General features: G+C 65.9%; 30 protein-coding genes. 9 read left to right on the top strand and 21 right to left on the bottom strand.

Annotated elements, in window-relative coordinates:
- Nucleotides 1-72 precede the first annotated feature (72 nt).
- On the top strand, nucleotides 73-978 hold the full coding sequence (locus KF796_04305) for a LysR family transcriptional regulator (protein MBX3585845.1): 906 nt from the start codon (nucleotides 73-75) through the stop codon (nucleotides 976-978).
- Between the two features lie 78 nt (nucleotides 979-1,056).
- Nucleotides 1,057-2,433 (top strand): L-serine ammonia-lyase, encoded by a 1,377-nt coding sequence (locus tag KF796_04300; protein MBX3585844.1) that lies wholly within the window; start codon nucleotides 1,057-1,059, stop codon nucleotides 2,431-2,433.
- 89 nt (nucleotides 2,434-2,522) lie between these two features.
- Here the strand turns inward: KF796_04300 and ptsP are convergent, their stop codons facing one another.
- From ptsP to KF796_04275, 5 genes are read right to left on the bottom strand one after another with little or no spacing between them, the layout of a single operon-like run.
- Complete coding sequence (gene ptsP, locus KF796_04295) at nucleotides 2,523-4,289, bottom strand: phosphoenolpyruvate--protein phosphotransferase (GenBank protein ID MBX3585843.1); 1,767 nt, start codon at nucleotides 4,287-4,289, stop codon at nucleotides 2,523-2,525.
- On the bottom strand, nucleotides 4,286-4,555 hold the full coding sequence (locus KF796_04290; protein MBX3585842.1) for an HPr family phosphocarrier protein: 270 nt from the start codon (nucleotides 4,553-4,555) through the stop codon (nucleotides 4,286-4,288). The genes ptsP and KF796_04290 overlap by 4 nt, the downstream gene beginning before the upstream one ends.
- Entirely contained in the window at nucleotides 4,524-4,979 is a 456-nt protein-coding gene (locus tag KF796_04285; protein MBX3585841.1) for a PTS fructose transporter subunit IIA, read from the bottom strand. The genes KF796_04290 and KF796_04285 overlap by 32 nt, the downstream gene beginning before the upstream one ends.
- Nucleotides 4,976-6,208 (bottom strand): MFS transporter, encoded by a 1,233-nt coding sequence (locus KF796_04280; GenBank protein MBX3585840.1) that lies wholly within the window; start codon nucleotides 6,206-6,208, stop codon nucleotides 4,976-4,978. Before KF796_04280 ends, KF796_04285 begins: the two co-directional genes overlap by 4 nt.
- On the bottom strand, nucleotides 6,205-6,726 hold the full coding sequence (locus tag KF796_04275; protein ID MBX3585839.1) for a hypothetical protein: 522 nt from the start codon (nucleotides 6,724-6,726) through the stop codon (nucleotides 6,205-6,207). Before KF796_04275 ends, KF796_04280 begins: the two co-directional genes overlap by 4 nt.
- Nucleotides 6,727-6,761: 35 nt before the next feature.
- On the opposite strand from KF796_04275, the gene KF796_04270 reads away from it, so the two are divergent.
- The 3 genes from KF796_04270 to KF796_04260 are packed head-to-tail and all read left to right on the top strand — an operon-like array spanning nucleotide 6,762 to nucleotide 9,252.
- Nucleotides 6,762-7,997, top strand: a complete 1,236-nt coding sequence (locus KF796_04270) for a CoA transferase (protein MBX3585838.1) — start codon at nucleotides 6,762-6,764, stop codon at nucleotides 7,995-7,997.
- Nucleotides 7,997-8,737 (top strand): alpha/beta hydrolase, encoded by a 741-nt coding sequence (locus KF796_04265; GenBank protein ID MBX3585837.1) that lies wholly within the window; start codon nucleotides 7,997-7,999, stop codon nucleotides 8,735-8,737. Before KF796_04270 ends, KF796_04265 begins: the two co-directional genes overlap by 1 nt.
- The gene (locus KF796_04260; protein MBX3585836.1) at nucleotides 8,734-9,252 is read left to right on the top strand and encodes a hypothetical protein; all 519 of its coding nucleotides are present in this window, start codon (nucleotides 8,734-8,736) and stop codon (nucleotides 9,250-9,252) included. The genes KF796_04265 and KF796_04260 overlap by 4 nt, the downstream gene beginning before the upstream one ends.
- Here the strand turns inward: KF796_04260 and KF796_04255 are convergent.
- Nucleotides 9,245-9,949: a DUF4197 domain-containing protein gene (locus KF796_04255; GenBank protein ID MBX3585835.1), complete on the bottom strand. Its 705-nt coding sequence runs from the start codon at nucleotides 9,947-9,949 to the stop codon at nucleotides 9,245-9,247. The two genes, KF796_04260 and KF796_04255, sit on opposite strands and share 8 nt — an antisense overlap.
- Nucleotides 9,950-9,964: 15 nt before the next feature.
- Here KF796_04255 and KF796_04250 point away from each other — a divergent pair, with 15 nt between their 5' ends.
- Nucleotides 9,965-10,465, top strand: a complete 501-nt coding sequence (locus KF796_04250) for a TlpA family protein disulfide reductase (protein ID MBX3585834.1) — start codon at nucleotides 9,965-9,967, stop codon at nucleotides 10,463-10,465.
- A gap of 67 nt (nucleotides 10,466-10,532) precedes the next feature.
- On the opposite strand, the gene KF796_04245 is transcribed toward KF796_04250, so the two are convergent.
- On the bottom strand, nucleotides 10,533-10,988 hold the full coding sequence (locus KF796_04245) for a cytochrome c (GenBank protein MBX3585833.1): 456 nt from the start codon (nucleotides 10,986-10,988) through the stop codon (nucleotides 10,533-10,535).
- A 182-nt stretch (nucleotides 10,989-11,170) separates the two neighbouring features.
- On the opposite strand from KF796_04245, the gene KF796_04240 reads away from it, so the two are divergent.
- The 3 genes from KF796_04240 (at nucleotide 11,171) to KF796_04230 (ending at nucleotide 15,573) form a co-directional block, all read left to right on the top strand.
- Entirely contained in the window at nucleotides 11,171-11,827 is a 657-nt protein-coding gene (locus tag KF796_04240; GenBank protein ID MBX3585832.1) for a cytochrome b/b6 domain-containing protein, read from the top strand.
- 65 nt (nucleotides 11,828-11,892) lie between these two features.
- The gene (locus KF796_04235) at nucleotides 11,893-15,006 is read left to right on the top strand and encodes a DUF11 domain-containing protein (GenBank protein ID MBX3585831.1); all 3,114 of its coding nucleotides are present in this window, start codon (nucleotides 11,893-11,895) and stop codon (nucleotides 15,004-15,006) included.
- Nucleotides 15,007-15,084: 78 nt separating this feature from the next.
- Complete coding sequence (locus tag KF796_04230) at nucleotides 15,085-15,573, top strand: GNAT family N-acetyltransferase (GenBank protein ID MBX3585830.1); 489 nt, start codon at nucleotides 15,085-15,087, stop codon at nucleotides 15,571-15,573.
- Between the two features lie 77 nt (nucleotides 15,574-15,650).
- Here KF796_04230 and KF796_04225 read toward each other — a convergent pair whose 3' ends face one another.
- The 14 genes from KF796_04225 to fusA all read right to left on the bottom strand — a co-directional run bounded on the left by KF796_04225 (nucleotide 15,651) and on the right by fusA (nucleotide 25,193).
- Nucleotides 15,651-16,157, bottom strand: a complete 507-nt coding sequence (locus tag KF796_04225) for a peroxiredoxin (protein ID MBX3585829.1) — start codon at nucleotides 16,155-16,157, stop codon at nucleotides 15,651-15,653.
- A 74-nt stretch (nucleotides 16,158-16,231) separates the two neighbouring features.
- The gene (gene rpsQ, locus KF796_04220; GenBank protein ID MBX3585828.1) at nucleotides 16,232-16,501 is read right to left on the bottom strand and encodes a 30S ribosomal protein S17; all 270 of its coding nucleotides are present in this window, start codon (nucleotides 16,499-16,501) and stop codon (nucleotides 16,232-16,234) included.
- Between the two features lie 2 nt (nucleotides 16,502-16,503).
- On the bottom strand, nucleotides 16,504-16,704 hold the full coding sequence (rpmC, locus tag KF796_04215) for a 50S ribosomal protein L29 (GenBank protein ID MBX3585827.1): 201 nt from the start codon (nucleotides 16,702-16,704) through the stop codon (nucleotides 16,504-16,506).
- A 17-nt stretch (nucleotides 16,705-16,721) separates the two neighbouring features.
- Nucleotides 16,722-17,138, bottom strand: a complete 417-nt coding sequence (gene rplP / locus KF796_04210; GenBank protein MBX3585826.1) for a 50S ribosomal protein L16 — start codon at nucleotides 17,136-17,138, stop codon at nucleotides 16,722-16,724.
- Nucleotides 17,139-17,140: 2 nt separating this feature from the next.
- Nucleotides 17,141-18,046, bottom strand: a complete 906-nt coding sequence (gene rpsC / locus KF796_04205) for a 30S ribosomal protein S3 (GenBank protein MBX3585825.1) — start codon at nucleotides 18,044-18,046, stop codon at nucleotides 17,141-17,143.
- 17 nt (nucleotides 18,047-18,063) lie between these two features.
- Nucleotides 18,064-18,393 (bottom strand): 50S ribosomal protein L22, encoded by a 330-nt coding sequence (rplV, locus tag KF796_04200; GenBank protein MBX3585824.1) that lies wholly within the window; start codon nucleotides 18,391-18,393, stop codon nucleotides 18,064-18,066.
- 9 nt (nucleotides 18,394-18,402) lie between these two features.
- Nucleotides 18,403-18,681, bottom strand: a complete 279-nt coding sequence (gene rpsS, locus KF796_04195; protein ID MBX3585823.1) for a 30S ribosomal protein S19 — start codon at nucleotides 18,679-18,681, stop codon at nucleotides 18,403-18,405.
- Nucleotides 18,682-18,691: 10 nt separating this feature from the next.
- Nucleotides 18,692-19,516 (bottom strand): 50S ribosomal protein L2, encoded by an 825-nt coding sequence (gene rplB / locus KF796_04190; GenBank protein ID MBX3585822.1) that lies wholly within the window; start codon nucleotides 19,514-19,516, stop codon nucleotides 18,692-18,694.
- Between the two features lie 2 nt (nucleotides 19,517-19,518).
- The gene (rplW, locus tag KF796_04185) at nucleotides 19,519-19,854 is read right to left on the bottom strand and encodes a 50S ribosomal protein L23 (GenBank protein ID MBX3585821.1); all 336 of its coding nucleotides are present in this window, start codon (nucleotides 19,852-19,854) and stop codon (nucleotides 19,519-19,521) included.
- Nucleotides 19,851-20,471: a 50S ribosomal protein L4 gene (rplD, locus tag KF796_04180; protein ID MBX3585820.1), complete on the bottom strand. Its 621-nt coding sequence runs from the start codon at nucleotides 20,469-20,471 to the stop codon at nucleotides 19,851-19,853. Before rplD ends, rplW begins: the two co-directional genes overlap by 4 nt.
- On the bottom strand, nucleotides 20,472-21,155 hold the full coding sequence (rplC, locus tag KF796_04175; protein ID MBX3585819.1) for a 50S ribosomal protein L3: 684 nt from the start codon (nucleotides 21,153-21,155) through the stop codon (nucleotides 20,472-20,474).
- Nucleotides 21,156-21,382: 227 nt separating this feature from the next.
- Complete coding sequence (gene rpsJ / locus KF796_04170) at nucleotides 21,383-21,697, bottom strand: 30S ribosomal protein S10 (protein MBX3585818.1); 315 nt, start codon at nucleotides 21,695-21,697, stop codon at nucleotides 21,383-21,385.
- A gap of 6 nt (nucleotides 21,698-21,703) precedes the next feature.
- The gene (gene tuf / locus KF796_04165) at nucleotides 21,704-22,894 is read right to left on the bottom strand and encodes an elongation factor Tu (GenBank protein ID MBX3585817.1); all 1,191 of its coding nucleotides are present in this window, start codon (nucleotides 22,892-22,894) and stop codon (nucleotides 21,704-21,706) included.
- Nucleotides 22,895-23,090: 196 nt separating this feature from the next.
- Nucleotides 23,091-25,193 (bottom strand): elongation factor G, encoded by a 2,103-nt coding sequence (gene fusA, locus KF796_04160; GenBank protein ID MBX3585816.1) that lies wholly within the window; start codon nucleotides 25,191-25,193, stop codon nucleotides 23,091-23,093.
- Nucleotides 25,194-25,195 lie beyond the last annotated feature (2 nt).

The following is a 25,195-nucleotide window of genomic DNA, read 5'->3' as shown; positions in this document are numbered from 1 at the left end:
AGCGGAAGTGAACCCACCCCTATCGTGATAGATTCAACCGATCGTCCGAATCATCCCCCGCCCCACCCGTCCATGACCCTCCAGCAACTGCGTGCCTTCCTGACCGTGGTCGAATGGGGCAGCTTCCGGCGCGCGGCGCGCCAGCTCGAGGTGTCCCAGGCCGGGCTGACCAACAGCCTGCAGGCGCTGGAGGCGGGGCTCGGGGTCTCGCTGCTGCACCGCTCGGCCCATGGCGTGGTGCTGACCGAGGACGGCCGCCGGCTGCACGCGCGCGCGCTGCTGATCCAGCGCGAGGTGCAGCGCGCCACCGACGAAGCGGCCAGCGCCAATGGCACGGCTGGCGGCACCCTGCATGTGGGCGTGGGGCCGACCACCACGGCGCTGATGCTGCCGCAGGTGGTGCCCGATTTTCATGCGCGCTACCCGGGGGTGAAGCTGCGCCTGATGAGCGGCCTGTACGAGCGGCTGCTGCCGGCGCTGCAGCAGGGCCTGATTGACCTGGCCATCACCTCGGTGCCCGACGAAGGCGCGGGCCCGGGCCTGACCAGCCAGGTGCTGTTCAAGACCGACCTGACCGTGATCGCCCGCACGGGCCACCCGCTGGCCACGGCGCGCAGCCTGCACGAGCTGGCCACGTATGAATGGGTGGCCATGGGCGCCGCGGGAGGCCCTGGCGGCACCGTGCTGCGGCTGTTCGCCGAGCATGGGCTGGCACCGCCGAGCGTGGCGGCCACCTGCGAGTCGTTCACCGAGCTCGCGGCGCTGATCGGCAGCACCGACTGGCTGGCGCTGGTGCCCGCGGTGATCGTGCAGCGCGGCCTGCTGGGCACGCAGTTGCAGCCCATCCGCATCCGGGAGCGGGCGCACCGCTACGACAACTGCCTGGTGCGCCGCACCGATCCGCCACTGACGCCCACCGCCGCCGCGTTTGCCGCGATGTGCGAGTCCTGCGCCCGCATCATCGCGCGGCTGTCATGAATCGCACATTCCGATCGCTAATGCCCTGACCCGTCAGGGCATGACGGTGGCACACTGGCCCTTCACTGACAGGGCCCCATGTACATCAGCCTCTTTGACATGTTCAAGATCGGGATCGGCCCGTCGAGCTCCCACACCGTGGGGCCCATGCGGGCGGCGCGCCGTTTCCTGGTGGAACTGCCCGCTGCCGCGCTGGCCGCGACCGAGCGCCTGGAGGTGGTGCTGTACGGATCGCTGGCCCACACCGGCCATGGCCACGGCACCGATGTGGCGGTGCTGCTCGGCCTGCTGGGCGAGGTGCCCGATGAAGTGGACATCGAGCGCGTGCCGGCCCTGGTTCAGGCCATTCGCGAGACGCGCCAATTGCCCCTGCTGGGCACCCGGCCCATCGGCTTCGACGTGGACCGTGCGCTGGTCTTCAACCGCAGCGACCTGCTGCCCGTGCACTCCAACGGCATGCGCTTCAGCGCCTTTGACGCCGCGGGCCAGCCCGTGGCGCAGCGCGACCTGTACTCCATCGGCGGCGGCTTTGTGGTGGACGAGGACGAAGCGTTTGTCGGCAGCCCGCGCGGCGTCACCCAACCCGTGCCCTACCCGTTCGAGTCCATGCAGGCCCTGCTGGACCTGGCCCGCGAGGCGGGGCAACCGATGCACCAGCTGCTGATGGCCAATGAAGCCGCGCTGCGGCCCGAGGCCGAGGTGCGGCAGTTCGTGGCCCAGGTGGCCGGCGCCATGTCGGCCTGCATCGACCGCGGCCTGGCCGCCCGGGGCACGCTGCCCGGGGGGCTGAAGGTGGCGCGGCGCGCCGGCGCCATGGCCGAACGGCTGCGCCACACGCCCCAGCATGCGAGCGAGGGCGCCATGAATTGGGTCAGCGCCTACGCGATTGCGGTGAACGAGGAAAACGCCGCGGGCGGCCGGGTGGTCACCGCCCCCACCAATGGCGCCGCAGGCGTGGTGCCGGCGGTGCTGCGCTACTACCAGGAGTTTCGCGGCGGCGACGCCGCCGGCACCGAACGCTTCATGCTGGCCGCCGCTGCGGTGGGCGGGCTGTGCAAGCGAAATGCCTCGATCTCGGGCGCCGAAGTGGGCTGCCAGGGCGAGGTGGGCTCGGCTGCCGCAATGGCGGCCGCGGGGCTGGCCGCCGCGCTGGGCGCGAGCAATGGGCAAATCGAGAACGCCGCCGAGATCGCGCTGGAACACCACCTGGGCATGACCTGCGACCCGATTGGCGGCCTGGTGCAGATCCCCTGCATCGAGCGCAACGCCATGGGCGCGGTCAAGGCCATCAACGCCTGCTCGCTGGCCACGCTGGGCGATGGCGAGCACCGCGTGAGCCTGGACCAGGCCATTGACACCATGCGCCGCACCGGCCAGGACATGCAGAGCAAATACAAGGAGACCTCGCTCGGAGGCCTGGCGCTGACCGTGTCGGTGCGCCAGGTGGAGTGCTGACGGCTCAGACGCCGCCGGGTCGCCCCAAGACGGCTGAAGCCCCTTCGGTGGGCAGCGCAGCACACGAAGTGGCAAGCGTGGGGGCCATGTCAGGCAGCGAGCAGCTTGCCCGGGTCTTCGGCCTCGAGCACCTCGGCGGCCCACACCGCGAGGCGGCCGGTGTCCGAGCGCAGCACCTCCTGCTTGACGGCCAGGATCTGCGCCGGATGCATGGAGAAGCTGCGCAGGCCCAGGCCCAGCAGCAGCCGCGTGAGCGTGACGTCGCCGGCCATCTCGCCGCACACGCTGACCCCCTTGCCCTGACGGTTGCACTCGGCGATGGTTTCGGCCACCAGCCGCAGCACCGCGGGATGGCAGGGATCGTAGAGATGGGCCACCGATTCATCGGCGCGGTCAATGGCCAGGGTGTACTGGATCAGGTCATTGGTGCCGATGGACAGGAAGTCAAAGTACTTCAGGAAGATCCGCAAGGTCAGCGCCGCCGCAGGTATCTCGATCATGGCCCCCAACCTGACCGGGCCGTAGGCAATGCCCTTGTTGTCGAGCTCGGCGCGGGCGCGGTCCACCAGGGCCATCGTGTGGCGGATCTCGCTGGCGTGCGCCAGCATGGGAATCAGCAGGTTGATCTGGCCATGGGCCGCGGCGCGCAGGATGGCACGCAGCTGGTTCAGGAACATCGCCGGATCGGCCAGGCTCCAGCGGATGGCACGCAGCCCCAGCGCCGGGTTCAGGTGCCCGGTGTCGCGCTCGCCTGAATGCAGGGGCTTGTCCGCGCCAATGTCCACGGTGCGGATGGTCACGGGCAGGCCCTGCATGCCCTCGACGGCCAGCTTGTAGGCCTGGTATTGCTCCTCTTCGTCCGGCAGGTCGCCCAGCCGGCCCATGAAGAGGAATTCGCTGCGGAACAGGCCCACGCCCACGGCACCCGCGTTCAGCGCCGCAACGGCATCGCCGGGCAGCTCGATGTTGGCCAGCAGTTCGATCTTCTGGCCGTCCAGCGTGACCGATGGCGTGTGCCGCAGCCTTGACAGCCGCGTGCGCTCGAGCTCGCCCTGGCGCTGCTTGAAGCCGTATTCGGCCAGGATGATGGCCGACGGGTCCACGATCACCACGCCGGCATCGCCGTCAATGATGATCCAGTCGTCCTGGCGCACCAGCTGGCTGGCGCCACGCGCCCCGACCACGGCGGGGATGTCCATGCTGCGGGCCACGATCGCGGTGTGCGAGGTCTTGCCGCCCACGTCGGTCACGAAGCCCGCGAACACGCTCTGCTTGAACTGCATCATGTCGGCCGGCGAGAGGTCATGCGCCACCAGCACCAGGGGCACGTCCATGGTGTCGTCCAGCAGCAGGTCCTGCTGCGTCTTGCGCCGCGGGCTGGTGGGTGGCGCCACGGGCGAGGCCACGCCCTTCATGTAGCGCAGGATGCGTTCGACCACCTGCTCCAGGTCGGCCTTGCGCTCGCGCAGGTACTCGTCCTCCATCTCGTCGAACTGGCGCGCGATGATCTCCAGCTGGGTGGTCAGCGCCCATTCGGCGTTGTACAGGCGCTCGGTGATCCAGTGCTTGACGCCGCTGATCAGCTCCTCGTCCTGCAGCAGCATCAGGTGCACGTCCAGCAGGGCGGCCAGCTCGTGCGGCGCCTCCTTGGGCCCCATGGTGGCAATGCTTTGCTGCAGCCGCCGGATTTCATCCACCACGGCGTTGCGGCCCGCGCGGACGCGGGCGATCTCGGTGTCGATCTGCGGCGCCTCGATGAAATAGTGGGCCACGTCCACCCGGCTGGACGCGATCAGCACCGCCCGCCCGATGGCGATGCCACGGGCCACGGCGAGGCCGTGGATGCTGAAGGTCACTCGCCTTCCCCGAACTTGTCGGCGATCAGCGCGAGCAGCGCGTCCATGGCTTCCTGCTCGCGCTCGCCACTGGTTTCCAGCGAAACCTCGCTGCCGATGCCGGCGGCCAGCATCATCACGCCCATGATGCTCTTGGCATTGACGCGGCGCTCGCCGCGGCTCATCCAGACGTCGCAGGGGAAACTGCCCGCCAGCTTGGTGAGCTTGGCGGAGGCCCGCGCATGCAGGCCGAGCTTATTGTTGATGGTCGTACTTGTCTTGATCATTTTTTCTTCTGGCCTGGTTCTGCGGCGCCGTGATGGCGACCTGCATGACGCCCTGCGTGCCCCCCGCCACGGCGCGGGCCACCAGCGCGTCCAGCGATTCGTGGCGGTAACTCACGCTGCGCAGCACCATCGGCAGGTTGACGCCGGTGATCAGCCGGGAGCGCACGCCGTCCACCAGCTTCTGCGCCACATTGCAGGGGGTCGCGCCAAAAATATCGGTCAGCACCAGAACGCTCTTGATGCCCGGGCCCGCGGCCAGCTGCTCCATCGAGATCCGGGCGGCGCCCAGGGTTTCGTCGGGCGACACATTGGGCAGGACATCCAGCGCCATGATGCTGGCGGCACTGTCGGGAAAGACGTGCAGGGCGCATTGCCGCAGTGCATGGGCCAGCGGGGCATGGGCAATGATCAGGATGCGGTTCATGGGTGGTGAGGCGGGTTGCCCTGATTATCACGTCTGCCCAGCATGAACCAGCCATAGGACAGGGCGCTGCAGCCCAGGAACACCCCGATCGCCGCCCGGTGCGCGCCCACGACGCCAAGCCCCGAGGCCAGAAATGCGTCGATGAGCAGGCCAATCCCCCACTGGACCGTGAACACCCCGGCAAAGATCACCAGGTTGTAGGCCGACAGGGCCCGGCCCGCCAGCGACGGCGGGAAGGCCATGCCCACCGCCGGCTGGGCAATCGACATGAATGTGGACGTCACGCAAAAAATGGCCCAGGCGCCCGCCCCTGCTGCACTCCCCGCTACGATAACCATAGCAAGCGTCAGCAGGCTCAACGGCAGCCCCCAGGCAATCAGCCGGTTGGTGGTGATGCCCCGGCGGGCCAGCAGCGGGTTGGCCAGGCCCCAGGCCCAGAACGTGCCGAGCATGGCCAGGTTGATGATGAACAGGCCTTGTGCCGCCTGCACCGGGCTGCGGCCGGCCACCTGGACCATCCAGGGCCCGGCCCACAGCGTCTGGATCGCGATCATCCCGCCATAGCTGAAAAACCCCACGGGCACCATGCGGCGGAAATAGGCGTTTTGCCAGACCGCGGCGTAGCTGCCGGCCGATTCGCCGGGCGGGGCCGGCGCCAGCGTCCACGGCGGCACTTTCAAGGCCAGGATGAGCATGGACAGGGCGACCAGCGCCGCCAGGCCCCAGAACAGCGGGCGCCAGCCCATCACCGGCACCAGCCACTGCACCGGCAGCGTGGATGCCACCATGCCCAGCGAGCCCGTCATCAGCATCCAGGAATTGGCGCGCAGTTGCACCGCGGGCTCGAGCCAGCGCCTGAAGCCCGTGAGCGGCGCCATCAGGCAGGCACTGACCCCCACGCCGCACAGCACCCGCGCGACCAGCAGGCCGGAGAAACTGGTGGCCATGGAAAACGCCAGGCAGCCCGCGACCGCCACCCCCAGGAAGGCCAGGATCACCTTCTTGGGGCCATGGCGGTCCAGCCAGGTGCCCAGGGGCAACTGGGTCGCGGCAAAGCCCAGAAAGTAGCCCCCCGCAAGCAGGCCCAGGTCGCGCGCGTGCAGGCTGAACTCGCGCGTGAGCACCGGCGACAGGGTGGCCGTGATGGCCCGCAGCAGCGCCGAGAAGAAATAGGTGAAGGCAAACGCCAGGAACACGATCACCGCGGTGCGGCGGGGCAGCAAGGTCATGGGAAGCGCAGATTCGAGAAAAAGGTGTCGCTGCCGTCGGGCAGGGCCCGCTGGGCATAGATCACGGCCTGGAACACCTCGCGGCCGCGGGCAAAGTAGACCGCCTGGCTCTGGACCGCGCTGCCATCGGCACGCGCGCCGCTCGCGCTGACGCGCTGCGGCGGCACGGCGCTGTCGGCGCCGGCAATCGCCATGGGCAGCCCGGTCGAGCTGGCCGCGTGCATGTTCGCAAGGGTGGCGGCCTTCCAGCGGGCCAGCACATCGGGGGCCTGGGCCGCGTCATCGATCTGCGCAAAGGCAATCGCAAAGGTCGCGCCGCCCGCCTCGCAGCCCACCATGTGCAGGGTGGTCTCGCGGCCGGCAAAAGGCACGGTGCGTGAGCCGGTGTCGGGCTTGCAGGGCAGCAACGCCATGAGCGCCGTGGGTTCGACCCGTACTTCGCGCCAGTTGAGTGCAGGACTGCATCCCGCCAGCCCCCACAGAACAGGCAAGAGCAGCAAGGAGAGAAAGCGGTGCATCGCAGGATTATCGGATTGCCCCGAAAATGGCGCCCATGAACTCTCTTGATGGCATTCGCGTTCTCGACCTTTCCCGCGTCCTGGCGGGCCCCTGGTGCACCCAGACCCTCGCCGATCTGGGCGCCGATGTCATCAAGATCGAGCGCCCGGGCAGCGGCGATGACACCCGCAGCTGGGGCCCGCCCTTCCTCAAGGACAGCGAGGGCCGCGAAACCGCCGAAGCCGCCTACTACCTGGGCACCAACCGCAACAAGCGCTCGGTGACCTGCGACATCGCCCGGCCCGAGGGCCAGGCCCTGATAAAGGACCTGGTGCCGCACTGCGACGTGTTCGTGGAGAACTTCAAGGTCGGCGACATGGCGCGCTACGGGCTGGACCATGCATCGCTCAAGGCGCTGAACCCGCGGCTGGTCTATTGCAGCATCACGGGCTTCGGCCAGACCGGCCCCTACCGCGAACGCGCGGGTTACGACTACGCCATCCAGGGCATGGGCGGGCTCATGAGCGTGACCGGCGAGCGCGACGACCTCGGGGGCGGCCCCCAGAAGGTCGGCGTGGCCGTGGCGGACCTGTTCACCGGCATGTACGCCACCGTGGCCGTGCTGGCGGCGCTGCGCCATGCGGAACGCACGGGCGAAGGCCAGCATGTCGACATGGCGCTGCTGGACACCCAGGTGGCCATGCTGGCCAACCTGGGCGCCAACTACCTCGTGAGCGGCAAGGCACCCGGGCGGGCCGGCAACGCCCACCAGAACATCGTGCCGTACCAGGTGTTCGAGGTCGCGCCCGCCGCCGATGGCGGCAAGGACCACATCATTCTGGCGGTCGGAAACGACGGGCAGTTTGCCAAGTTCTGTGCCGTGGCCGGCCAGCCCGCGCTGGCGGCCGACCCCCGGTACGCCAAGAACCAGGACCGGGTGCGCAACCGCGCGGTGCTGGTGCCGCTGCTGGAAAGCATCATGGCCACCCGCAGCAAGGCCGACTGGCTCGCGGCACTGGAAGCGGCCAAGGTCCCGTGCGGCGCGATCAACAACCTGGCCGAGGTGTTTGCCGATCCGCAGGTCCAGCAGCGCGGCATGGTGTCGAGCTGGCAGCACCCGGTGCAGGACGGGCTGCGCCTGGTGGCCAGCCCCATGAAGCTGGGCGCCACCCCTGTGCGCACCGACCTGCCGCCCCCGCTGCTGGGGCAGCACACGGCCGACGTGCTGGGGGAGTTGTTGAACTATCCCCAGGCCAAACTGTCTGAACTCCAGCGCAGCGGAATCATCTGATGGCCCACTTTCTCCTTGTTCATGGTGCCTGGCACGGCGCGTGGTGCTGGCGCCACGTGACCGACGCACTGGTGCGCGCCGGCCACCGCGCGCACGCCGTCACACTGACCGGTGTGGGCGAGCGCGCGCACCTGCTGTCCAGCGCCATCACGCTGGAAACCCACATCAGCGACGTGGCCCAGGCCCTTGAAGCCGAGGAACTGGAGGACGTGGTGCTCGCCGTGCACTCCTATGCCGGCATGATTGGCACCGCGCTGGCCGACCGCATGCCCCGGCGGCTGCGCCACCTGGTCTATGTGGATGCGGTGGTCCCACGCCCGGGCGAGAGCTGGAGCAGCACCCACGCAAGCGCGACCCGCGAGGCCCGGCTGGCGGCCGCCCAGGCCTCGCCCACCTTCAGCTTCCCGGCGCCCGACCCGGCCGTGTTCGGCCTGGAGGCGGCCGACCATGCGTGGGTCAAGCGCCGCCAGACCCCGCACCCGGGCCACACCTACACCGCCCCGCTGGCCTTCGACCCCCACCGCGTGGCCACGGTGCCGCGCACCTTCATCAACTGCACCCAGCCGGCCCTGGGCACGATCGACGCCATCCGCCCGCGGGTGGTCGACCCCAGGTTCTGGGATGGCGCCTGGCTGGGCGGACCAGGGGGCGCCTGCGTGGTCGAACTCAAGACCGGTCACGACCCCATGGTGAGCGCGCCTGAGGATCTGACCCGCGTGCTGCTGGATTGCGCGGCATGAGCGGGCTGTCACGGCGCGGCTTTGTCAGTGGACTGGGCGCGGCGCTCACCCTGGGCGCATCCGCCGCCCGGGCCCGCGACTCCGCGCTGCCGGTGCCGGGCGCGCTGCGGGACGAGGGCCGCCGTGCCGCCCAGGCGGGCCACCCGCTGGTGCTGCTGGCGACCCTGCCGGGCTGCCCCTACTGCGAGCTGGTGCGCCGCAACTACCTGCTGCCCATGCGCTCCGAAGGCTTGCCGGCCTGGCAGTTCGATGTGACCAACCGCCAGACCCCCATTCTGGATTTCAACGGGGAGCGCAGTCATGGCGCCGCGCTGTCGGCACGCTGGAATGCCAGATTCACCCCCACCGTGCTGTTCCTGGGCGCCGATGGCCGGGAACTCGCCGAACGGCTGGTGGGTGTGGCCGTGCCCGATTTCTATGGCGCCTACCTCGAGGCCGCGCTGGCTGCGGCCCGCGAAACACTGCGCGCGCCACCGGCCAAGCCGGCGCCACGGCCGTCCGCGCAGGCTACCTGAGGCCGCCGAAGACCTTCTTGAGTATGGCGCTGCCTGTGCCGACCGGGTCCTGCCGGATCTTCTTTTCCTCCTCGCCGATCATCAGGTACAGCCCGTCCAGTGACTTGGCGGTCACATACTGCTGCACGTTGGCGTCCTCCTTGCGCAGCAGCCCCACCCCAGCGGCCTTGGAGGCCACCCGGTTGTATTTTTCCGCCAGCCCCACTTTTTCGGTGGCACGGGTCACCACCGGAAGAAACTTGCCGGCCAGCGGCTCGCGGGTCTTTTCAGCGAAGAACGTGGTCACCGAGGTGTCCCCGCCCATCAGGATGTTGCGCGCATCGCTCACATTCATCGACCGCACGGCGCTGACCAGCAGGTCCCTGGCCATGGGCACGGCGGCTTCCGCCGCGCGGTTCATCGAGGTCACCAGTTCGTCCACGCGCTTGCCCTGGCCGAAGGTTTTGAGAAGTTTGGCCGCGTCCTCGAGCACGCCGGGCAAGGGAATTCGAACTTTTGGGTTGCCCAGGAATCCATCAGGCTTGCCAAGCAGCTGGACTGCGGCCAGCGCCCCTTTTTCAAGCGCGGCCTTCAGCCCCTGCGAGGCTTCCGCATCCGTCAGGTCCTTGAGCGCAAGCGCATGGGCCTGCTGCCAGGCCGCCATCGACAGGCTGCCCAGCACGGAGATGGAGGCGGCATTAAACTGGCGTCGTTGCATGGGTCAACCCTCGAAATGAAAAAAAGTGTCCTCTATGGTGCCGCAGTTGCGGCCGCGCTGGCAATCGGAGCCGGGGTATTCCTCGGCACCGGGGCCACTGGCGCGCCGGAATCCACCTTTGTGTTGCTCGATGGCTCGCGCCAGACCACGCAGGATCTCAAGGGCAAGGTCACGCTGGTGAACTTCTGGGCCACCAGTTGCACCACCTGCGTGGCGGAGATGCCCCGCATCATCGCCACCTACGACAAGTACAAGGGCCGGGGATTTGACACGCTCGCGGTCGCCATGAGCTACGACCCGCCCAGCTACGTGGTCAACTACGCCGAGACCCGCAAACTGCCTTTCAAGGTCGCCATCGACAACACCGGGGCCATTGCACGCGCCTGGGGTGAAGTGCAGCTCACGCCCACCACCTACATCGTGAACAAGCAGGGCAACATCGTGAAGCGCTATGTGGGCGAACCCGATTTCGCCGAACTGCACAACCTCATCGAGAAGCTGCTGGCACAGTCCTGACCCGGCCTCGCACATGAAAAAGCCTGCCATGCGGCAGGCTTTTTGACGGGCGGCGGTGTGCCGGCGCTTACTTGGCGCGGTAGGCGTCGTGGCAGGACTTGCAGGTGCCCGCGGTGGCGCCAAAAGCGGTCTTCAGGGTGTCGAGGTTGCCGGTCTTGGCGGCCGCGGCCAGCTTGGCTGACTCTGCAATCAGTTTGTCGCTGTGTTCCTTGAACTTGGCCTGCTCCACCCAGATTTCCGGCTTGGCCTTGGTCGGGGCGCCCTGATCGGTGCCAGGACCGAACGCAGCCCAGGGCAGCTTGGCCATGTCGGCCACCACCTCGGCATTGTCGGCGGCCATCTTGGCATCAAAGGGAATCCGGCCGTTGGCCATGGCCCCCAGGCGGCCAAAATGCTGGGCCATGACGAACAAGGCGCTCTGGCGGTACTTGATGGCATCCTCGGCTTTGGCAAACTGGGCAGATGCCGGGGCCGACAATGCGCAAGCCGCAGCGGCCAGCGTCAACGAGGCGATCAATTTCATGGTGTTTCCTTCTCCGTGGGTTTCTGTGGGTTTGAATTTCGGCAAGATGCCAAGCGGATGATCAGGGTTTTTGCTGAAAGTTCAGCAGGAACTAAAGACTAAGGGAATTCACCAATCGGTGGTCGTCCATTCGGCAGTCCACCAACCAGACAAGTCGGCCACCGGCCGCGGAGGGAAATTTCATGTCAAAAAAAGTCAGGGTCTGGGATCTGCCCACCCGTTTCTTTCACTGGTCGCTGGCGGCCTGCGTCGTGGGCCTCGTGATCACCGGTCACGTCGGCGGCGCCATCATCGACTGGCATGCCAGGCTGGGCTACGCCGTCCTCGCCCTGCTGCTGTTCAGGCTGGTCTGGGGCCTGGTGGGTGGGCGCTGGTCGCGCTTCTCCTCGTTCATTTATGGGCCACGCAGTGTCGTGAACTACCTCAAGGGCAAGCCTCATCCTGACCACCTGATCGGGCACAACCCGCTTGGCGCGGGCTCGGTCTTCGCCATGCTGGCGTTGCTGGCGGTCCAGATCGGCACCGGCCTGGTCAGCGACGATGAAATCTCCTTCACCGGCCCCCTCAACCGCTTTGTGACCAGTGCCAACGGCCTGACGGCCACCTGGTACCACAAGGAAGTGGGGCAATGGCTGGTGGTGGTGCTGGCGGGCGTGCATATTGCCGCCGTCCTGTTCTACCTCTGGAAAAAGAAGGACAACCTGATCAGGCCCATGCTGACGGGTGACAAGGAGATGGACCGGGACGCCATCCCGTCGCGGGACGACACCACTTCCCGGGCGCTGGCCGTGGTCATTCTTGGCGTTTGTGCAGCTTTTGTGGTCTGGCTGGTCACTTGAAGTAACCCAAAAGAACGCCAAACAAGTAACATAATGTATTTCAATGTCGTTCTGACTGGATCTTCATGAGGTCGTTGGCCCGGGTCGTGCGCTTCGCACTGCCCGTCTACTTGCTGTTGCTGGGTGGCTGGGCGTTTGCACAGGTGTGCGCCGTGCCGCAGAACAACGGCACCAACGTCTCGACTGCGGCAGGCCAGACGGTCAATGGCTACTTCACGCCCAACAACGGCACCTACACCGCGGGCTCGCAACCGACCATCACCCTGAGCGGTGGCCGCGGCTCGGCCACCTGGTCCGCCGGTGATCTCGCGCTGCTGATCCAGATGCAGTGCGTCGACATGGACCGCACCGAAAGCGACAGCTATGGCGACGGCGCGCCCGGCCGGCCGGCCCAGGGTTATCTGGAAACCTCGGGCACCTGCCGGGTTGGCCAGTACGAGTACGTGCCGGCCGCAGGCGGCACCTCGGGCACCAGCTTTGTGGCCGGGGCGCCCCTGCAGTACACCTATGTGCAGGCCAACCCCACCAGCACCACGCCCCGCCGGAGCTTCCAGGTCATCCGGGTGCCCCAGTATGGCAACCTGACCTTGGGTGGCACTCTGACGGGCCTGGCCTGGAACGGCACCAATGGCGGTGTGCTGGCCCTGGATGTGGCCAAGACCATGGATTTCGGCGGCCAGACGATCGACATGTCGGCGCGGGGCTTTCGCGGTGGGGGCGGGCGCCCCAGCAACACCGACGGCAACAACCCCTTCCGGGCCCGCGACCCGAGTGCGGCGAACCAGTCCCATGCATCCAAGGGCGAGGGCATCGCGGGCACACCGCGGTGGACCTTCACCGACGGCTCACCATTTGACCGGATCGACACCACGGGCACGGTGGTGGACAACACCGGCACGGCGTACATCGGCTACCCGGGCACGGGAACCACGGCCGATTTCGACTACGCGCGCGGCGCCCCCGGCAACGCCGGCGGCGGCGGCCAGTACTACAACAACGTTTATCACAACGGCGGCGGCGGCGGTGGTGCCAATGGCGGGGCCGGTGGCCGCGGCGGCTTTGGCTGGCGGTCCGCGGGCTGGGCGGGCGTGGCCAGTGACTACTCCAACATCGAGGCCGTGACCGGCCAGCACCTCGCCGCGTTTGGCGGCGGCAGCTTTGGCGGGGCCGGCATCTCACGCGTCGTCATGGGCGGCGGCGGCGGCGCGGGCGACCAGAACGGCAACTCCAACAACACCCGCGAGATGAGCGGCAGCACCGGCGGCGGCATTGTGCTGATACGGGCGGGGGCCCTGACCGGCGGCGGCACCATCGACGTGCGCGGCGGCAGCGCCAACACCAATCCGCTGAATGACGCGGCGGGCGCGGGCGCGGCCGGCGGCAGCGTGATTGTGGTGTCGCCAAACTGGACCAGTGGGGCCTTGGCGGTCAGCGCCTATGGCGGCCAGGGCGGCGATGCGTGGCTCACGGGCACGGGCGGCGCCCACAGTGGCGGGGGAGGCGGCGGCGGCGGCGTGGTGGTGCGCACCGGGGCGGCCAGCGTTGACGTCAGCGGCGGAGCCAACGGCGTCACCAACACCTCCGACAGCCCGCCCGGCGGGGCAGACCACGGCGCGTTGCCGGGCAACGCCGGCGTCAATGTGTTGATTTCAGAAGCGGCCGACCCGGTCAGCAACTCGGGCTACAAGTGCCTGCCCCTGACGGACTTGTCGATCAGCAAGGCCGCCAGCACCACGACCCTGTCGATCGGGCAAACCACCAACTTCACGCTGACCATCGGCAATTCCGGGCCCCAGCAAGCCACGGCGGCCACCGTCGTTGATGTGCTGCCGGCCGGACTGGGCTCGCTGGCGCTGGTCAGCGCCAGTGGCTCCACGGGCCCCACCACGCTCACCAGCAGCAGCATCAGCGGCAGCACCTTCACCGGGACCGTGACCATCCCCGTCAACCAGACCTTGACCGTGGTGTTGCGGGCCGTGGCCACCGCGAACGGTGCCCCCGTCAACACCGGATCAGTCAGCGCGCCAGCCAATGCCAGCGACACCAACCTGGGCAACAACAGCGCCACCGCAACCGTGGTCATCGGGCCCAGCGCTGATCTGTCGGCCACCAAGGTGGCCAATACCCCCTCGCTGGTGGTGGGGCAGACGACCACCTTCATGTTGACCTTCGTCAACCCCGGCCCCAGTGCCGTGACGGGCGCCCGCATCACGGACACCCTGCCCACGGGCATGGGCACGCTGACTTTTGTCTCCGCCTCGGTCGCGGGGAGCAGCACCTTGACCAGCCGCACCATTGCCGGCAGCACCTTCAACGGCACCGCCACCCTGCCGGTGGGCAGCACGCTGACCGTGGTGCTGAGGGCGGTCGCCGGGGCCATCGGGGCCGTGATCAACACCACCACCATCGCGCCGCCCGCCGGCACCACTGACACGGACCCGAGCAACAACAGCGGCACCGCCACGGTCAACATCGGGCCCCAGGCGGACCTGAGCATCACCAAGTCGGCGTCGCCCACCGTGATCCTGCCGGACCAGACCACGGTGTTCACGGTAACCGTGCGCAACCTGGGCCCCAATACCGCCACGGCCGCCACCTTCAACGACACCCTGCCTTCAGGGCTGGCGGGCATGACCATCACCGCCGTGACCACCAGCGGCGCTTCAGCCACCGTCACCGCGCGCGCCACCGTGTCGTCGCAGGCCAATGCCACGATGACGCTGCCGCCGTCCAGCAGCATCACGTTCACCCTGCGGGCGATTGCGGGCGGCGTGGGCGAACAGGTCAATGTGGCCACGGTAACGCCTCCGGCCGGAGTGATTGACCCGGTGTCCAGCAACAACACGGCCCAGGCCACGGTCACCATCCCCGTCAGCACCAACATCACCGTGACCAAGACCAACACGCTGTCGAGCGTGGTGTCCGGCTCGGCAACCGTCTACGGCATCACCGTGACGAACAACGGCCCCAATTCGGCCGATGGCACCGTGCTGACCGACCCGGCCGCCACCGGTCTGAGCTGCACCACGGTCAGTTGCACGGCCACGGGGGGCGCCATCTGCCCCAGCTCGCCCACAGTGGCCGGCCTGCAGAGCCCGGGGCTGACACTGCCCACGTTCCCGGCGAGCTCTACACTGGTGTTCCTCGTCACCTGCGACATCAGCGCGACCGGCTCCTAGAGTTCGCCCCCGGGGACTGCCTTGAAGCGCCACCGCAAATGGCGTTAAACTGCATTTCCACAATTGCTTTTGGCCAAGTTGGACATACCGCAGATTCAGCTCGTCACGCCCACGGCAGAGGGGGAGATCATGGCCGCCCGCGAAATCTTTCGCGAGTACGCCGACGGTCTGGGCGTGGATTTGTGCTTCCAGTCGTTTGACGATGAGCTCGCCAGCCTGCCTGGCGACTACGCCGAGCCGCGCGGCTCGCTGGTGCTGGCGATGGTGGAGGACGAAGTGGCCGGTTGCTGCGCGCTGCGGCCGCTGGACACCGTGGACTACCCCAACGCCGCGGAAATGAAGCGCCTCTATGTGCGCAAGGCGTTCCGGGGCTTTGGGCTGGGCCGGCTGCTGGCCGAGGCCACGCTGGACGCGGCCCGGCGGGCGGGCTATGAAAGCGTGCTGCTCGACACCCTGGACGACATGGAGGCCGCTCGGGCGCTCTACGTCGACCTGGGATTTCAAGACATCCCGCCCTACTACCACAACCCGATCCCGGGCGCCCACTACCTCAAGGCCACTATTTGAGTGATTTGAGGCTGGAGTCCAAGGCTGGCGGCCACTGTGTGCTATCAATCAGATAGCAGAGTGACCCGCCGACAGGATCAACCGGCCGCTTGCGCCAGCAGGGTCTGGGCGTCGCTGACCTCGAATTTTCCCGGGCCCTCGACGTTGAGGGAAACCACCTTGCCGTCCTTGACCAGCATCGAATAGCGGTTGCTGCGCACCCCCATGCCGCGCCCCGTGAGGTCCAGCGTCAGGCCCGTCGCCTTGGCGAAATCCGCACTGCCATCACCCAGCATGCGCACCTTGCCAGCGGTCTTCTGGTCGCGTGCCCAGGCGCCCATGACAAAGGCATCGTTGACACTGACGCACCAGATCTCGTCCACGCCGGCCGCCTTGAACTCGGCCGCCTTCTCCACATAGCCCGGCACATGCTTGGCCGAGCAGGTGGGCGTGAAAGCCCCGGGCAATGCAAACAGGGCAATGGTTTTGCCCGCGGTCGCCTTGGTCACGTCCACCGGGTTCGGGCCAATGCTGCAGCCCTCGCCCTCGACCTCCGAGTATTCCATCAGGGTGGCGGCGGGAAGGGTATCTCCAACTTTGATCATTTGAGGCTCCAAAAAGAAAAACGACCCACATTGTGGGCCGTTTCCTTGCAGCTTGCAGCGGGGTCGGGATCAGGTCAGACGATCACGGCCTTCTGGACCAGGCGGGTCGCAACCCAGTTCTTGGTCTTGGAAATCGGGCGGCTCTCGGTGATCTCGATCATGTCACCCATGTGGAATTCGCCCTTTTCGTCGTGGGCGTGGTACTTGCTCGTCTTGGCAACGATCTTGCCGTAGAGCTCGTGCTTCACGCGGCGCTCGATCAGCACCGTCACGGTCTTGGAACGCTTGTCGCTGACCACCTTGCCAATCAAGGTGCGCTTGAGGGATGTTTTCGCTTCCGTCATGGTCACTCCTTACTGGCGGCTTGCTTCTCGGCAAGAATGGTCTTGGCGCGTGCAATGTCACGGCGGGTGACACGCAGCGTGGCGGTGTTGTTCAGTTGTTGCGTGGCCTTTTGCATGCGCAGGCCGAAGTGGGCCTTTTGCAGCTCCTTGACTTCGGTTTGCAGGCCGGCAATGTCTTTCTGGCGCAGTTCAGCAGCTTTCATTTCTTCATTCTCCTGAATCAGGCGCCGATCATGCGGCTGACAAACGTGGTGCGCAGCGGCAGCTTGGCGGCGGCCAGGCGGAACGCTTCGCGGGCGAGCTCTTCGGGCACGCCGACGATCTCGAACACCACCTTGCCCGGCTGGATTTCAGCCACGTAGTACTCGGGGTTGCCCTTGCCGTTACCCATGCGCACTTCGGCAGGCTTGTGGGAAATGGGCTTGTCGGGGAACACACGGATCCAGATGCGGCCGCCACGCTTCACGTGACGGGAAATCGCACGGCGTGCAGCTTCGATCTGGCGGGCCGTCAGGCGGCCACGGTCGGTGCACTTCAAACCGAAATCACCAAAAGCCACCGAGTTGCCCCGGGTAGCGATGCCGGTGTTGCGGCCCTTCTGCTCTTTGCGGTATTTGCGGCGAGCGGGTTGCAGCATGTTTATTCTCCTTTACCGTCGGCAGCGGGAGCAGCCGGCGCGGTAACCTTGCGGACGCGCTTAACGGTAGTTTTCGGTGCATCGGCACCTGTCGTTGCTTCTGCGGGCTTGTCGCTGCCATCAGCCGGCGCGACGTTGCCCGCACCAGCTGCGGGGCGGCGGGTGGCCGGACCACGGCGGTCGCCGGTGGGACGGTCGCCAGGGCGTGCATCGCGGCGGGGGCCACGAGGACGGCGCTCTTCTTCGGGACGCGGGGTCTCGACGGCGGGTGCATCGTTGCGGCCCAGCGTATCGCCCTTGTAGACCCAGACCTTGACGCCAATGACGCCGTAGGTGGTCTTGGCTTCAGAGAAGCCATAGTCGATGTCGGCGCGCAGGGTGTGCAGCGGCACGCGGCCTTCGCGGTACCACTCGGTGCGTGCGATTTCAATGCCGTTCAGGCGACCGGCCGACATGATCTTGATGCCCTGGGCACCCAGACGCATGGCGTTTTGCATCGCGCGCTTCATGGCGCGGCGGAACATGATCCGCTTTTCGAGCTGCTGCGTGATGCTGTCGGCGATCAGCTGGGCATCGATTTCGGGCTTGCGCACTTCCTCGATGTTCACGGCCACCGGCACGCCCAGGCGCTTGCCGAGCTCTTTCTTGAGCGCTTCGATGTCTTCGCCCTTCTTGCCGATCACCACGCCCGGACGTGCCGAGAAGATGGTGATGCGGGCGCTCTTGGCGGGACGCTCGATCAGCACGCGCGACACGGCGGCGTTCTTGAGCTTGGCCTTGAGGTACTCGCGCACCTTGATGTCTTCGGCCAGCATGCCGGCGAAGTCACGGTTGTTCGCGTACCAGCGGCTGGCCCAGTTGCGGCTCACCGACAGGCGGAAACCGGTAGGATGGATTTTCTGTCCCATAGTTTTTCCAGATCCTGTTAGTTGCCGACCGTCAAGTACACGTGGCACGTGGGCTTGACGATGCGATTGCCGCGGCCTTTGGCGCGCGCGGTGAAACGCTTGAGCGAAGCGCCCTGTTCGACGTAGATGGTCTTGACCTTCAGTTCGTCGATGTCGGCGCCGTCGTTGTGCTCGGCGTTCGCGATGGCGGACTCAAGAACCTTCTTGATGATCACGGCCGCTTTTTTCTGGGTGAATTCCAGAACATTCAGCGCCTGGTCAACCTTCTTGCCGCGGATCAGATCAGCGACCAGGCGGCCTTTGTCGACCGACAGACGGACGCCCCTGAGGACTGCACGTGTTTCCATGGTCATTCCTTACTTCTTCTGGACTTTCTTGTCCGCCGGGTGACCCTTGAAGGTGCGCGTCAAGGCGAATTCGCCGAGCTTGTGGCCCACCATCTGGTCGGTGATGTAGACCGGCACGTGTTGCTTGCCGTTGTGCACGGCGATCGTCAGACCGATGAACTCGGGCAGGATCATGGAGCGACGGGACCAGGTCTTGATCGGCTTTTTGTCCTTCGTGGTCACGGCCTTGTCGGCCTTGGCCACGAGGTGGTGGTCAACGAACGGACCTTTTTTGAGAGAGCGAGTCATTGGCTATCCCTTACTTCTTGCGACGCGACACGATCATGACCTGCGTGCGCTTGTTGTTACGGGTGCGGTAACCCTTGGTCAGATTGCCCCAGGGATCGACTGCGTGACGGCCTTCGCCGGTCTTGCCTTCACCACCGCCATGGGGGTGATCAACCGGGTTCATCACCACGCCGCGAACGGTCGGGCGAATACCCATCCAGCGCTTCACACCGGCCTTGCCGAGCTGGCGCAGGCTGTGCTCTTCGTTGGCGACTTCGCCGATGGTGGCGCGGCACTCGATGTGGACCTTGCGGACCTCACCCGAACGCATGCGGACCTGGGCGTAGGTGCCTTCGCGCGCCAGCAGCGTTGCGGAGGTACCGGCCGAACGGGCGATCTGGGCACCGGCACCGGGCTTGAGCTCGATGCAGTGGATGGTCGAGCCCACCGGGATGTTGCGGATCGGCAGCGTGTTGCCGGCGCGGATCGGAGCTTCCGAACCGCTCAGCAGCGATGCACCGACTTCAAGGCCACGCGGGGCAATGATGTAGCGGCGCTCGCCGTCGGCATAGCACACCAGGGCGATGTGGGCCGTGCGGTTCGGGTCGTATTCGATACGCTCCACCTTGGCCGGAATGCCGTCCTTGTTGCGCACGAAGTCGACTACGCGGTAGTGATGCTTGTGACCACCGCCCTTGTGGCGGGTGGTGATGTGGCCGTTGTTGTTGCGGCCGGACTTCTGGAACTGGGGTTCCATCAGCGGCGCATAGCCTTCACCCTTGTACAGGTGATCGCGCGACACCTTCACCACGGCGCGCTGGCCGGGGGAGGTGGGTTTCATCTTGATGACTGCCATGATTAAGCGGCCTCCCCTGCGAGGTTCAGCTCCTGACCGGGCTTCAGCAGCACATAGGCCTTGCGAACGTTGTCGCGGCGACCCGTGGACTTGCCAAAACGCTTGGTCTTGCCTTTGGTATTCACCACAGAGACGCCCTTGACCTCAACCTTGAACATCAATTCCACAGCGGCCTTGATCTCGGGTTTGGTGGCATCCTGCAGCACCTTGAACGTCACGGCATTGGACTTGTCGGCAATCATCGTGGCCTTTTCAGACACGATGGGCGCGACCAGAACCTGCATCAGACGGCCTTCGTCGAACTTGCGTTCGTTGGGGGTGGGGTTCACACGGCTCATGCGAACATCTCCTTGAGCTTGTCGATGGCGGCCTTGGTGACCAGCACCTTCTTGTAGTGCACCAGCGACAGCGGATCGGCGTAACGCGGCTCGACGACGAGCACGTTCACCAGGTTGCGCGAAGCGAGGTAAAGATTCTCGTCAACCTCGTCAGCAATCACCAGCACCGACTCAAGGTTCATCGCCTTGAAACGGGCAGCCAGCACCTTGGTCTTGGGTGAATCGACCTTGAGGGAATCCACCACCGCCAGGCGGCCTTCACGGGCCAGCTGGGAGAAGATGGACGCCATGCCGGCGCGGTACATCTTCTTGTTGATCTTGTGCGAGAAGTTCTCGTCAGGCATGTTCGGGAAAATCCGGCCACCCCCGCGCCACAGCGGCGAGGACGTCATACCGGCACGGGCGCGGCCCGTTCCCTTTTGCTTGAACGGCTTCTTGGTCGAGTGCTTGACCTGCTCGCGGTCCTTCTGGGCACGCGTGCCCTGGCGGGCATTGGCCTGGAAGGCGACCACGACCTGGTGCACCAGATCCTCGTTGTATTCACGGCCGAACACGGTTTCGGGGGCGTCAAACTTGGACGCGGCCTGACCTTGCTCGTTCAGGAGTTCGAGTTGCATTTACTTCGCTCCCTTGTCAGCAGCTTGCGGCTTGGCCTTGATGGCGGGACGCACGGTCACGAAGCCACCCTTGGAGCCCGGAACCGCGCCCTTGATCAGCAGCAGCTGGCGGGCTTCATCAATGCGGATCACGTCCAGGTTCTGCGTGGTGACCGTATCGTCGCCCAGGTGGCCCGTCATGCGCTTGCCAGGGAACACGCGGCCGGGGTCCTGCGCCATGCCGATCGAGCCGGGCACGTTGTGCGAACGGCTGTTGCCGTGCGACGCGCGCTGCGAGCTCATGTGGTGACGCTTGATGGTGCCGGCGTAGCCCTTGCCGATGGTCGTGCCCTGCACATCCACCTTCTGGCCCACGACGAACAGGTCGGCGACAGGCACCGTGGCACCGGCTGCGTACTTGGCAGCGGTGTCGGCCGTCACACGGAATTCCTGGATGATTTCACCGGCTTCGACACCTGCCTTGGCAAGGTGGCCGGCGGCGGGCTTGGTCACGCGCGAAGCTTTGCGCGCACCGAACGTGACCTGCAGGGCCACGTAGCCATCGTTCTCTTGGGTTTTGACCTGGGTCACTCGGTTGTTGGACACATCCACCACCGTGACAGGAACTGCGTCCCCATCATCGGTGAACAGGCGCATCATGCCCACCTTGCGGCCCAGCAACCCCAGGGAGTTGCTCAGACTCATTTGTTTCTCCAAAACTTTCACCGCTGCCACTTCAATTGGCGCCAGCGTTTCGTGCCCGTGAAAACCACGAACCCATGCGAAAGAAGGTTGATAAACCCGCCCGCATCGCAGACGGTTTTTGCCCGCCCAATTCGGGCGAAGCCTGAAATTATAACGCGGACTTTGCCTTTCAGCAAGTCCGCGCTCATTTCTCGAGGACCAAGGGCTTTGACGCCCCTGAAACCCGTTTACTGCAACTTGATTTCGACGTCGACGCCGGCCGGCAGGTCCAGCTTCATCAGGGCGTCCACGGTCTTGTCCGTCGGGTCGACGATGTCCATCAGGCGCTGGTGGGTGCGGATCTCGAACTGGTCGCGGCTGGACTTGTTGACGTGCGGCGAACGCAGGATGTCGAAACGCTTCATGCGCGTGGGCAGGGGCACGGGGCCCTTGACGATGGCGCCGGTGCGCTTGGCCGTGTCAACGATCTCGGCGGCCGACTGGTCAATCAGCTTGTAGTCGAACGCCTTCAGGCGGATGCGGATTTTCTGCTTGGTGGACATGGCTGCTTACTCCAGAATCTTGGCCACGACGCCGGAGCCGACGGTCTTGCCGCCTTCGCGAATGGCGAAGCGCAGGCCTTCCTGCATGGCGATCGGGTTGATCAGCTTGACGGTGATGCTGACGTTGTCGCCAGGCATGACCATTTCCTTGTCCTTGGGCAGCTCGATCGCACCGGTCACGTCGGTGGTGCGGAAGTAGAACTGCGGACGGTAGTTGTTGAAGAACGGCGTGTGACGCCCGCCCTCGTCCTTGCTCAGCACATAGACTTCAGCGGTGAAGTGCGTGTGGGGCTTGATCGAGCCGGGCTTGCACAGCACCTGGCCGCGCTGCACTTCCTCGCGCTTGGTGCCGCGCAGCAGGATACCGACGTTGTCGCCGGCCTGGCCCTGGTCCAGCAGCTTGCGGAACATTTCCACGCCGGTGCAGGTGGTCTTGACGGTGGGGGTGATGCCCACGATTTCGATTTCCTCGCCGACCTTGACGATGCCGCGCTCGACGCGGCCGGTCACGACGGTGCCGCGCCCAGAGATGGAGAAGACGTCTTCCACGGGCATCAGGAAGGCGCCGTCGATGGCGCGCTCGGGCGTGGGGAAGTAGCTGTCCATGGCGTCGGCCAGCTTCATGATGGCGCCTTCGCCCAGGTCACCCTTGTCGCCTTCCATGGCGAGCTTGGCGCTGCCGTGGATGATGGGGGTGTCGTCGCCGGGGAAGTCGTACTTGGAGAGCAGCTCGCGCACTTCCATTTCAACGAGTTCGAGCAGTTCGGCGTCGTCGACCATGTCGCACTTGTTCAGGAAGACGATGATGTGGGGCACGCCGACCTGGCGGGCCAGCAGGATGTGCTCGCGGGTCTGGGGCATGGGGCCGTCAGCGGCCGAGCACACCAGGATGGCGCCGTCCATCTGGGCGGCGCCGGTGATCATGTTCTTGACGTAGTCGGCGTGGCCGGGGCAGTCCACGTGGGCGTAGTGGCGCGAAGCGGTTTCGTACTCGACGTGGGCGGTGTTGATGGTGATGCCGCGCGCCTTTTCTTCGGGAGCCGCGTCAATCTGGTCGTAACCCTTGGCTTCGCCACCAAACTTGCTGGCCAGCACCGTGGTGATGGCCGCCGTCAGCGTGGTCTTGCCATGGTCCACGTGACCAATGGTGCCCACGTTCACGTGCGGCTTGGTGCGCTCAAATTTTCCTTTTGCCATTTCAATTTCTCCAAAGAGCAATTCCCGTGACTGTTTAACGTCTCCGGCAGAGGCCTCGCCACGGGCAGCGGGCCAACCCCAAAGAGGGGCGCCGAAGACAGAACTCTTTTCCGGCAATCACCGCAGAACGGCCTTGGCCGGACTGCTGGTGATGCCCCCCCTGAGGGGAAAGCGCAGAGCGCCCCCGGGGCGGACCTTACTTCGCGCGAGCCGCGACGATGGCCTCAGCCACGTTGCGGGGAGCTTCAGCGTAGTGCTTGAACTCCATCGTGTAGGTGGCGCGGCCCTGCGACATCGAGCGCAGTGTGGTCGAGTAGCCGAACATCTCGGACAGCGGCACTTCGGCCTTGATGGCCTTGCCGCCACCGACCATGTCGTCCATGCCCTGCACCATACCGCGACGCGACGACAGGTCGCCCATCACGTTGCCGGCGTAGTCCTCGGGCGTCTCCACCTCGACCGACATCATGGGTTCGAGAATGACCGGGCCGGCCTTCTTGGCGCCTTCCTTGAAGCCGAAAATGGCAGCCATCTTGAACGCGAGTTCGTTCGAGTCCACATCGTGGTACGAGCCGAAATGCAGCGTCACCTTGACGTCCACCACCGGGTAACCGGCCAGCACGCCCTGCGTGACGGCTTCGTTGATGCCCTTTTCCACCGCGGGAATGAATTCGCGCGGCACCACGCCGCCCTTGATGGCGTCAACAAACTCGATGCCCTTGCCCGGCTCGTTCGGCTCGATCTTGAGCACCACGTGGCCGTACTGGCCCTTGCCGCCCGACTGGCGCACGAACTTGCCTTCAGCGTCTTCCACGGTCTTGCGGATGGTTTCGCGGTAAGCCACCTGGGGCTTGCCCACGTTGGCTTCCACGCCGAACTCGCGCTTCATGCGGTCCACGATGATTTCAAGGTGGAGCTCGCCCATGCCGCCAATGATGGTCTGGCCCGATTCCTCGTCGGTATTGACGCGGAACGACGGGTCTTCATTGGCCAGGCGCGACAGCGCGATGCCCATCTTTTCCTGGTCGGCCTTGGTCTTGGGTTCCACGGCCTGGCGGATCACGGGCTCGGGGAACACCATGCGCTCCAGCGTCACGATGGCGGTCGGATCGCACAGGGTTTCGCCCGTGGTCACGTCCTTCAGGCCCACGCAGGCAGCGATGTCGCCAGCGCGGATTTCGTCGACTTCCAGGCGGTTGTTGGCGTGCATCTGCACGATGCGGCCAATGCGCTCCTTCTTGCCGCGCACCGGGTTGTAGACCGTGTCGCCCTTGGACAGCACGCCCGAGTAAACGCGCACGAACGTGAGCTGGCCCACGAACGGGTCGGTCATCAGCTTGAAGGCCAGCGCCGAGAACTTCTCGTTGTCGTCAGCCTTGCGGGTCGTTTCCTTCTCGTCTTCGTCGAAGCCGGGGACCGGAGGCACATCCAGCGGCGAAGGCATGAGTTCGATCACGGCGTCCAGCATGCGCTGCACACCCTTGTTCTTGAACGCGGTACCGCAGAGCATGGGCTGGATCTCGCAGGCGATGGCACGCGTGCGCAGGCCCTGGGTGATCTCGTCTTCCGACAGGTCACCTTCTTCCAGGTACTTGTTCATCAGCTCTTCGGAGGCCTCGGCAGCCGCCTCGACCATCTTCTCGCGCCATTCCTTGGCGGTTTCCAGCAGGTCGGCGGGAATCTCCTCGAAGGTGAACTTCATGCCCTGGGACGCTTCGTCCCAGATGATGGCCTTCATCTTGCGCAGGTCAACCACGCCCTTGAAGTTTTCCTCGGCGCCGATCGGGATCACGATGGGCACGGGGTTGGCCTTCAGGCGCAGCTTCATCTGGTCCACGACCTTGAAGAAATTGGCGCCGGTGCGGTCCATCTTGTTCACGAAGGCCAGGCGCGGCACCTTGTACTTGTTGGCCTGGCGCCAGACGGTTTCCGACTGGGGCTGCACGCCACCCACGGCGCAGTACACCATGCAGGCGCCGTCCAGCACGCGCATGGAACGCTCCACCTCGATGGTGAAGTCCACGTGGCCGGGGGTGTCGATGATGTTGATGCGGTGCTCGGGGAAGGACATGTCCATGCCCTTCCAGAAGCAGGTGGTCGCAGCGGAAGTGATCGTGATGCCACGCTCCTGCTCCTGCTCCATCCAGTCCATGGTGGCCGCGCCGTCGTGCACTTCACCAATCTTGTGGTTCACGCCGGTGTAGAAAAGAATGCGCTCGGTCGTGGTGGTCTTGCCGGCGTCAATGTGGGCCGAGATACCGATGTTGCGATAGCGCTCAATGGGCGTTTTGCGAGCCATGA

Source organism: Ramlibacter sp. (assembly GCA_019635435.1).
Lineage (GTDB): Bacteria > Pseudomonadota > Gammaproteobacteria > Burkholderiales > Burkholderiaceae_C > JAHBZM01.
The sequence above is the reverse complement of the archived record's forward strand: the minus strand, read 5'-3'. Positions and strand labels throughout refer to the sequence as shown.

What these genes read in the sequence shown, in the direction of transcription:
- KF796_04305 (MBX3585845.1), top strand. Translation starts at nt 73, where the DNA reads ATGACCCTCCAGCAACTGCGTGCCTTCCTGACCGTGGTCGAATGGGGC.
- KF796_04300 (MBX3585844.1), top strand. Translation starts at nt 1,057, where the DNA reads ATGTACATCAGCCTCTTTGACATGTTCAAGATCGGGATCGGCCCGTCG.
- KF796_04290 (MBX3585842.1), bottom strand. Translation starts at nt 4,555, where the DNA reads ATGATCAAGACAAGTACGACCATCAACAATAAGCTCGGCCTGCATGCG.
- KF796_04285 (MBX3585841.1), bottom strand. Translation starts at nt 4,979, where the DNA reads ATGAACCGCATCCTGATCATTGCCCATGCCCCGCTGGCCCATGCACTG.
- KF796_04280 (MBX3585840.1), bottom strand. Translation starts at nt 6,208, where the DNA reads ATGACCTTGCTGCCCCGCCGCACCGCGGTGATCGTGTTCCTGGCGTTT.
- KF796_04275 (MBX3585839.1), bottom strand. Translation starts at nt 6,726, where the DNA reads ATGCACCGCTTTCTCTCCTTGCTGCTCTTGCCTGTTCTGTGGGGGCTG.
- KF796_04270 (MBX3585838.1), top strand. Translation starts at nt 6,762, where the DNA reads ATGAACTCTCTTGATGGCATTCGCGTTCTCGACCTTTCCCGCGTCCTG.
- KF796_04265 (MBX3585837.1), top strand. Translation starts at nt 7,997, where the DNA reads ATGGCCCACTTTCTCCTTGTTCATGGTGCCTGGCACGGCGCGTGGTGC.
- KF796_04260 (MBX3585836.1), top strand. Translation starts at nt 8,734, where the DNA reads ATGAGCGGGCTGTCACGGCGCGGCTTTGTCAGTGGACTGGGCGCGGCG.
- KF796_04255 (MBX3585835.1), bottom strand. Translation starts at nt 9,949, where the DNA reads ATGCAACGACGCCAGTTTAATGCCGCCTCCATCTCCGTGCTGGGCAGC.
- KF796_04250 (MBX3585834.1), top strand. Translation starts at nt 9,965, where the DNA reads ATGAAAAAAAGTGTCCTCTATGGTGCCGCAGTTGCGGCCGCGCTGGCA.
- KF796_04245 (MBX3585833.1), bottom strand. Translation starts at nt 10,988, where the DNA reads ATGAAATTGATCGCCTCGTTGACGCTGGCCGCTGCGGCTTGCGCATTG.
- KF796_04240 (MBX3585832.1), top strand. Translation starts at nt 11,171, where the DNA reads ATGTCAAAAAAAGTCAGGGTCTGGGATCTGCCCACCCGTTTCTTTCAC.
- KF796_04235 (MBX3585831.1), top strand. Translation starts at nt 11,893, where the DNA reads ATGAGGTCGTTGGCCCGGGTCGTGCGCTTCGCACTGCCCGTCTACTTG.
- KF796_04225 (MBX3585829.1), bottom strand. Translation starts at nt 16,157, where the DNA reads ATGATCAAAGTTGGAGATACCCTTCCCGCCGCCACCCTGATGGAATAC.
- rpsQ (MBX3585828.1), bottom strand. Translation starts at nt 16,501, where the DNA reads ATGACGGAAGCGAAAACATCCCTCAAGCGCACCTTGATTGGCAAGGTG.
- rpmC (MBX3585827.1), bottom strand. Translation starts at nt 16,704, where the DNA reads ATGAAAGCTGCTGAACTGCGCCAGAAAGACATTGCCGGCCTGCAAACC.
- rplP (MBX3585826.1), bottom strand. Translation starts at nt 17,138, where the DNA reads ATGCTGCAACCCGCTCGCCGCAAATACCGCAAAGAGCAGAAGGGCCGC.
- rpsC (MBX3585825.1), bottom strand. Translation starts at nt 18,046, where the DNA reads ATGGGACAGAAAATCCATCCTACCGGTTTCCGCCTGTCGGTGAGCCGC.
- rplV (MBX3585824.1), bottom strand. Translation starts at nt 18,393, where the DNA reads ATGGAAACACGTGCAGTCCTCAGGGGCGTCCGTCTGTCGGTCGACAAA.
- rpsS (MBX3585823.1), bottom strand. Translation starts at nt 18,681, where the DNA reads ATGACTCGCTCTCTCAAAAAAGGTCCGTTCGTTGACCACCACCTCGTG.
- rplB (MBX3585822.1), bottom strand. Translation starts at nt 19,516, where the DNA reads ATGGCAGTCATCAAGATGAAACCCACCTCCCCCGGCCAGCGCGCCGTG.
- rplW (MBX3585821.1), bottom strand. Translation starts at nt 19,854, where the DNA reads ATGAGCCGTGTGAACCCCACCCCCAACGAACGCAAGTTCGACGAAGGC.
- rplD (MBX3585820.1), bottom strand. Translation starts at nt 20,471, where the DNA reads ATGCAACTCGAACTCCTGAACGAGCAAGGTCAGGCCGCGTCCAAGTTT.
- rplC (MBX3585819.1), bottom strand. Translation starts at nt 21,155, where the DNA reads ATGAGTCTGAGCAACTCCCTGGGGTTGCTGGGCCGCAAGGTGGGCATG.
- rpsJ (MBX3585818.1), bottom strand. Translation starts at nt 21,697, where the DNA reads ATGTCCACCAAGCAGAAAATCCGCATCCGCCTGAAGGCGTTCGACTAC.
- tuf (MBX3585817.1), bottom strand. Translation starts at nt 22,894, where the DNA reads ATGGCAAAAGGAAAATTTGAGCGCACCAAGCCGCACGTGAACGTGGGC.
- fusA (MBX3585816.1), bottom strand. Translation starts at nt 25,193, where the DNA reads ATGGCTCGCAAAACGCCCATTGAGCGCTATCGCAACATCGGTATCTCG.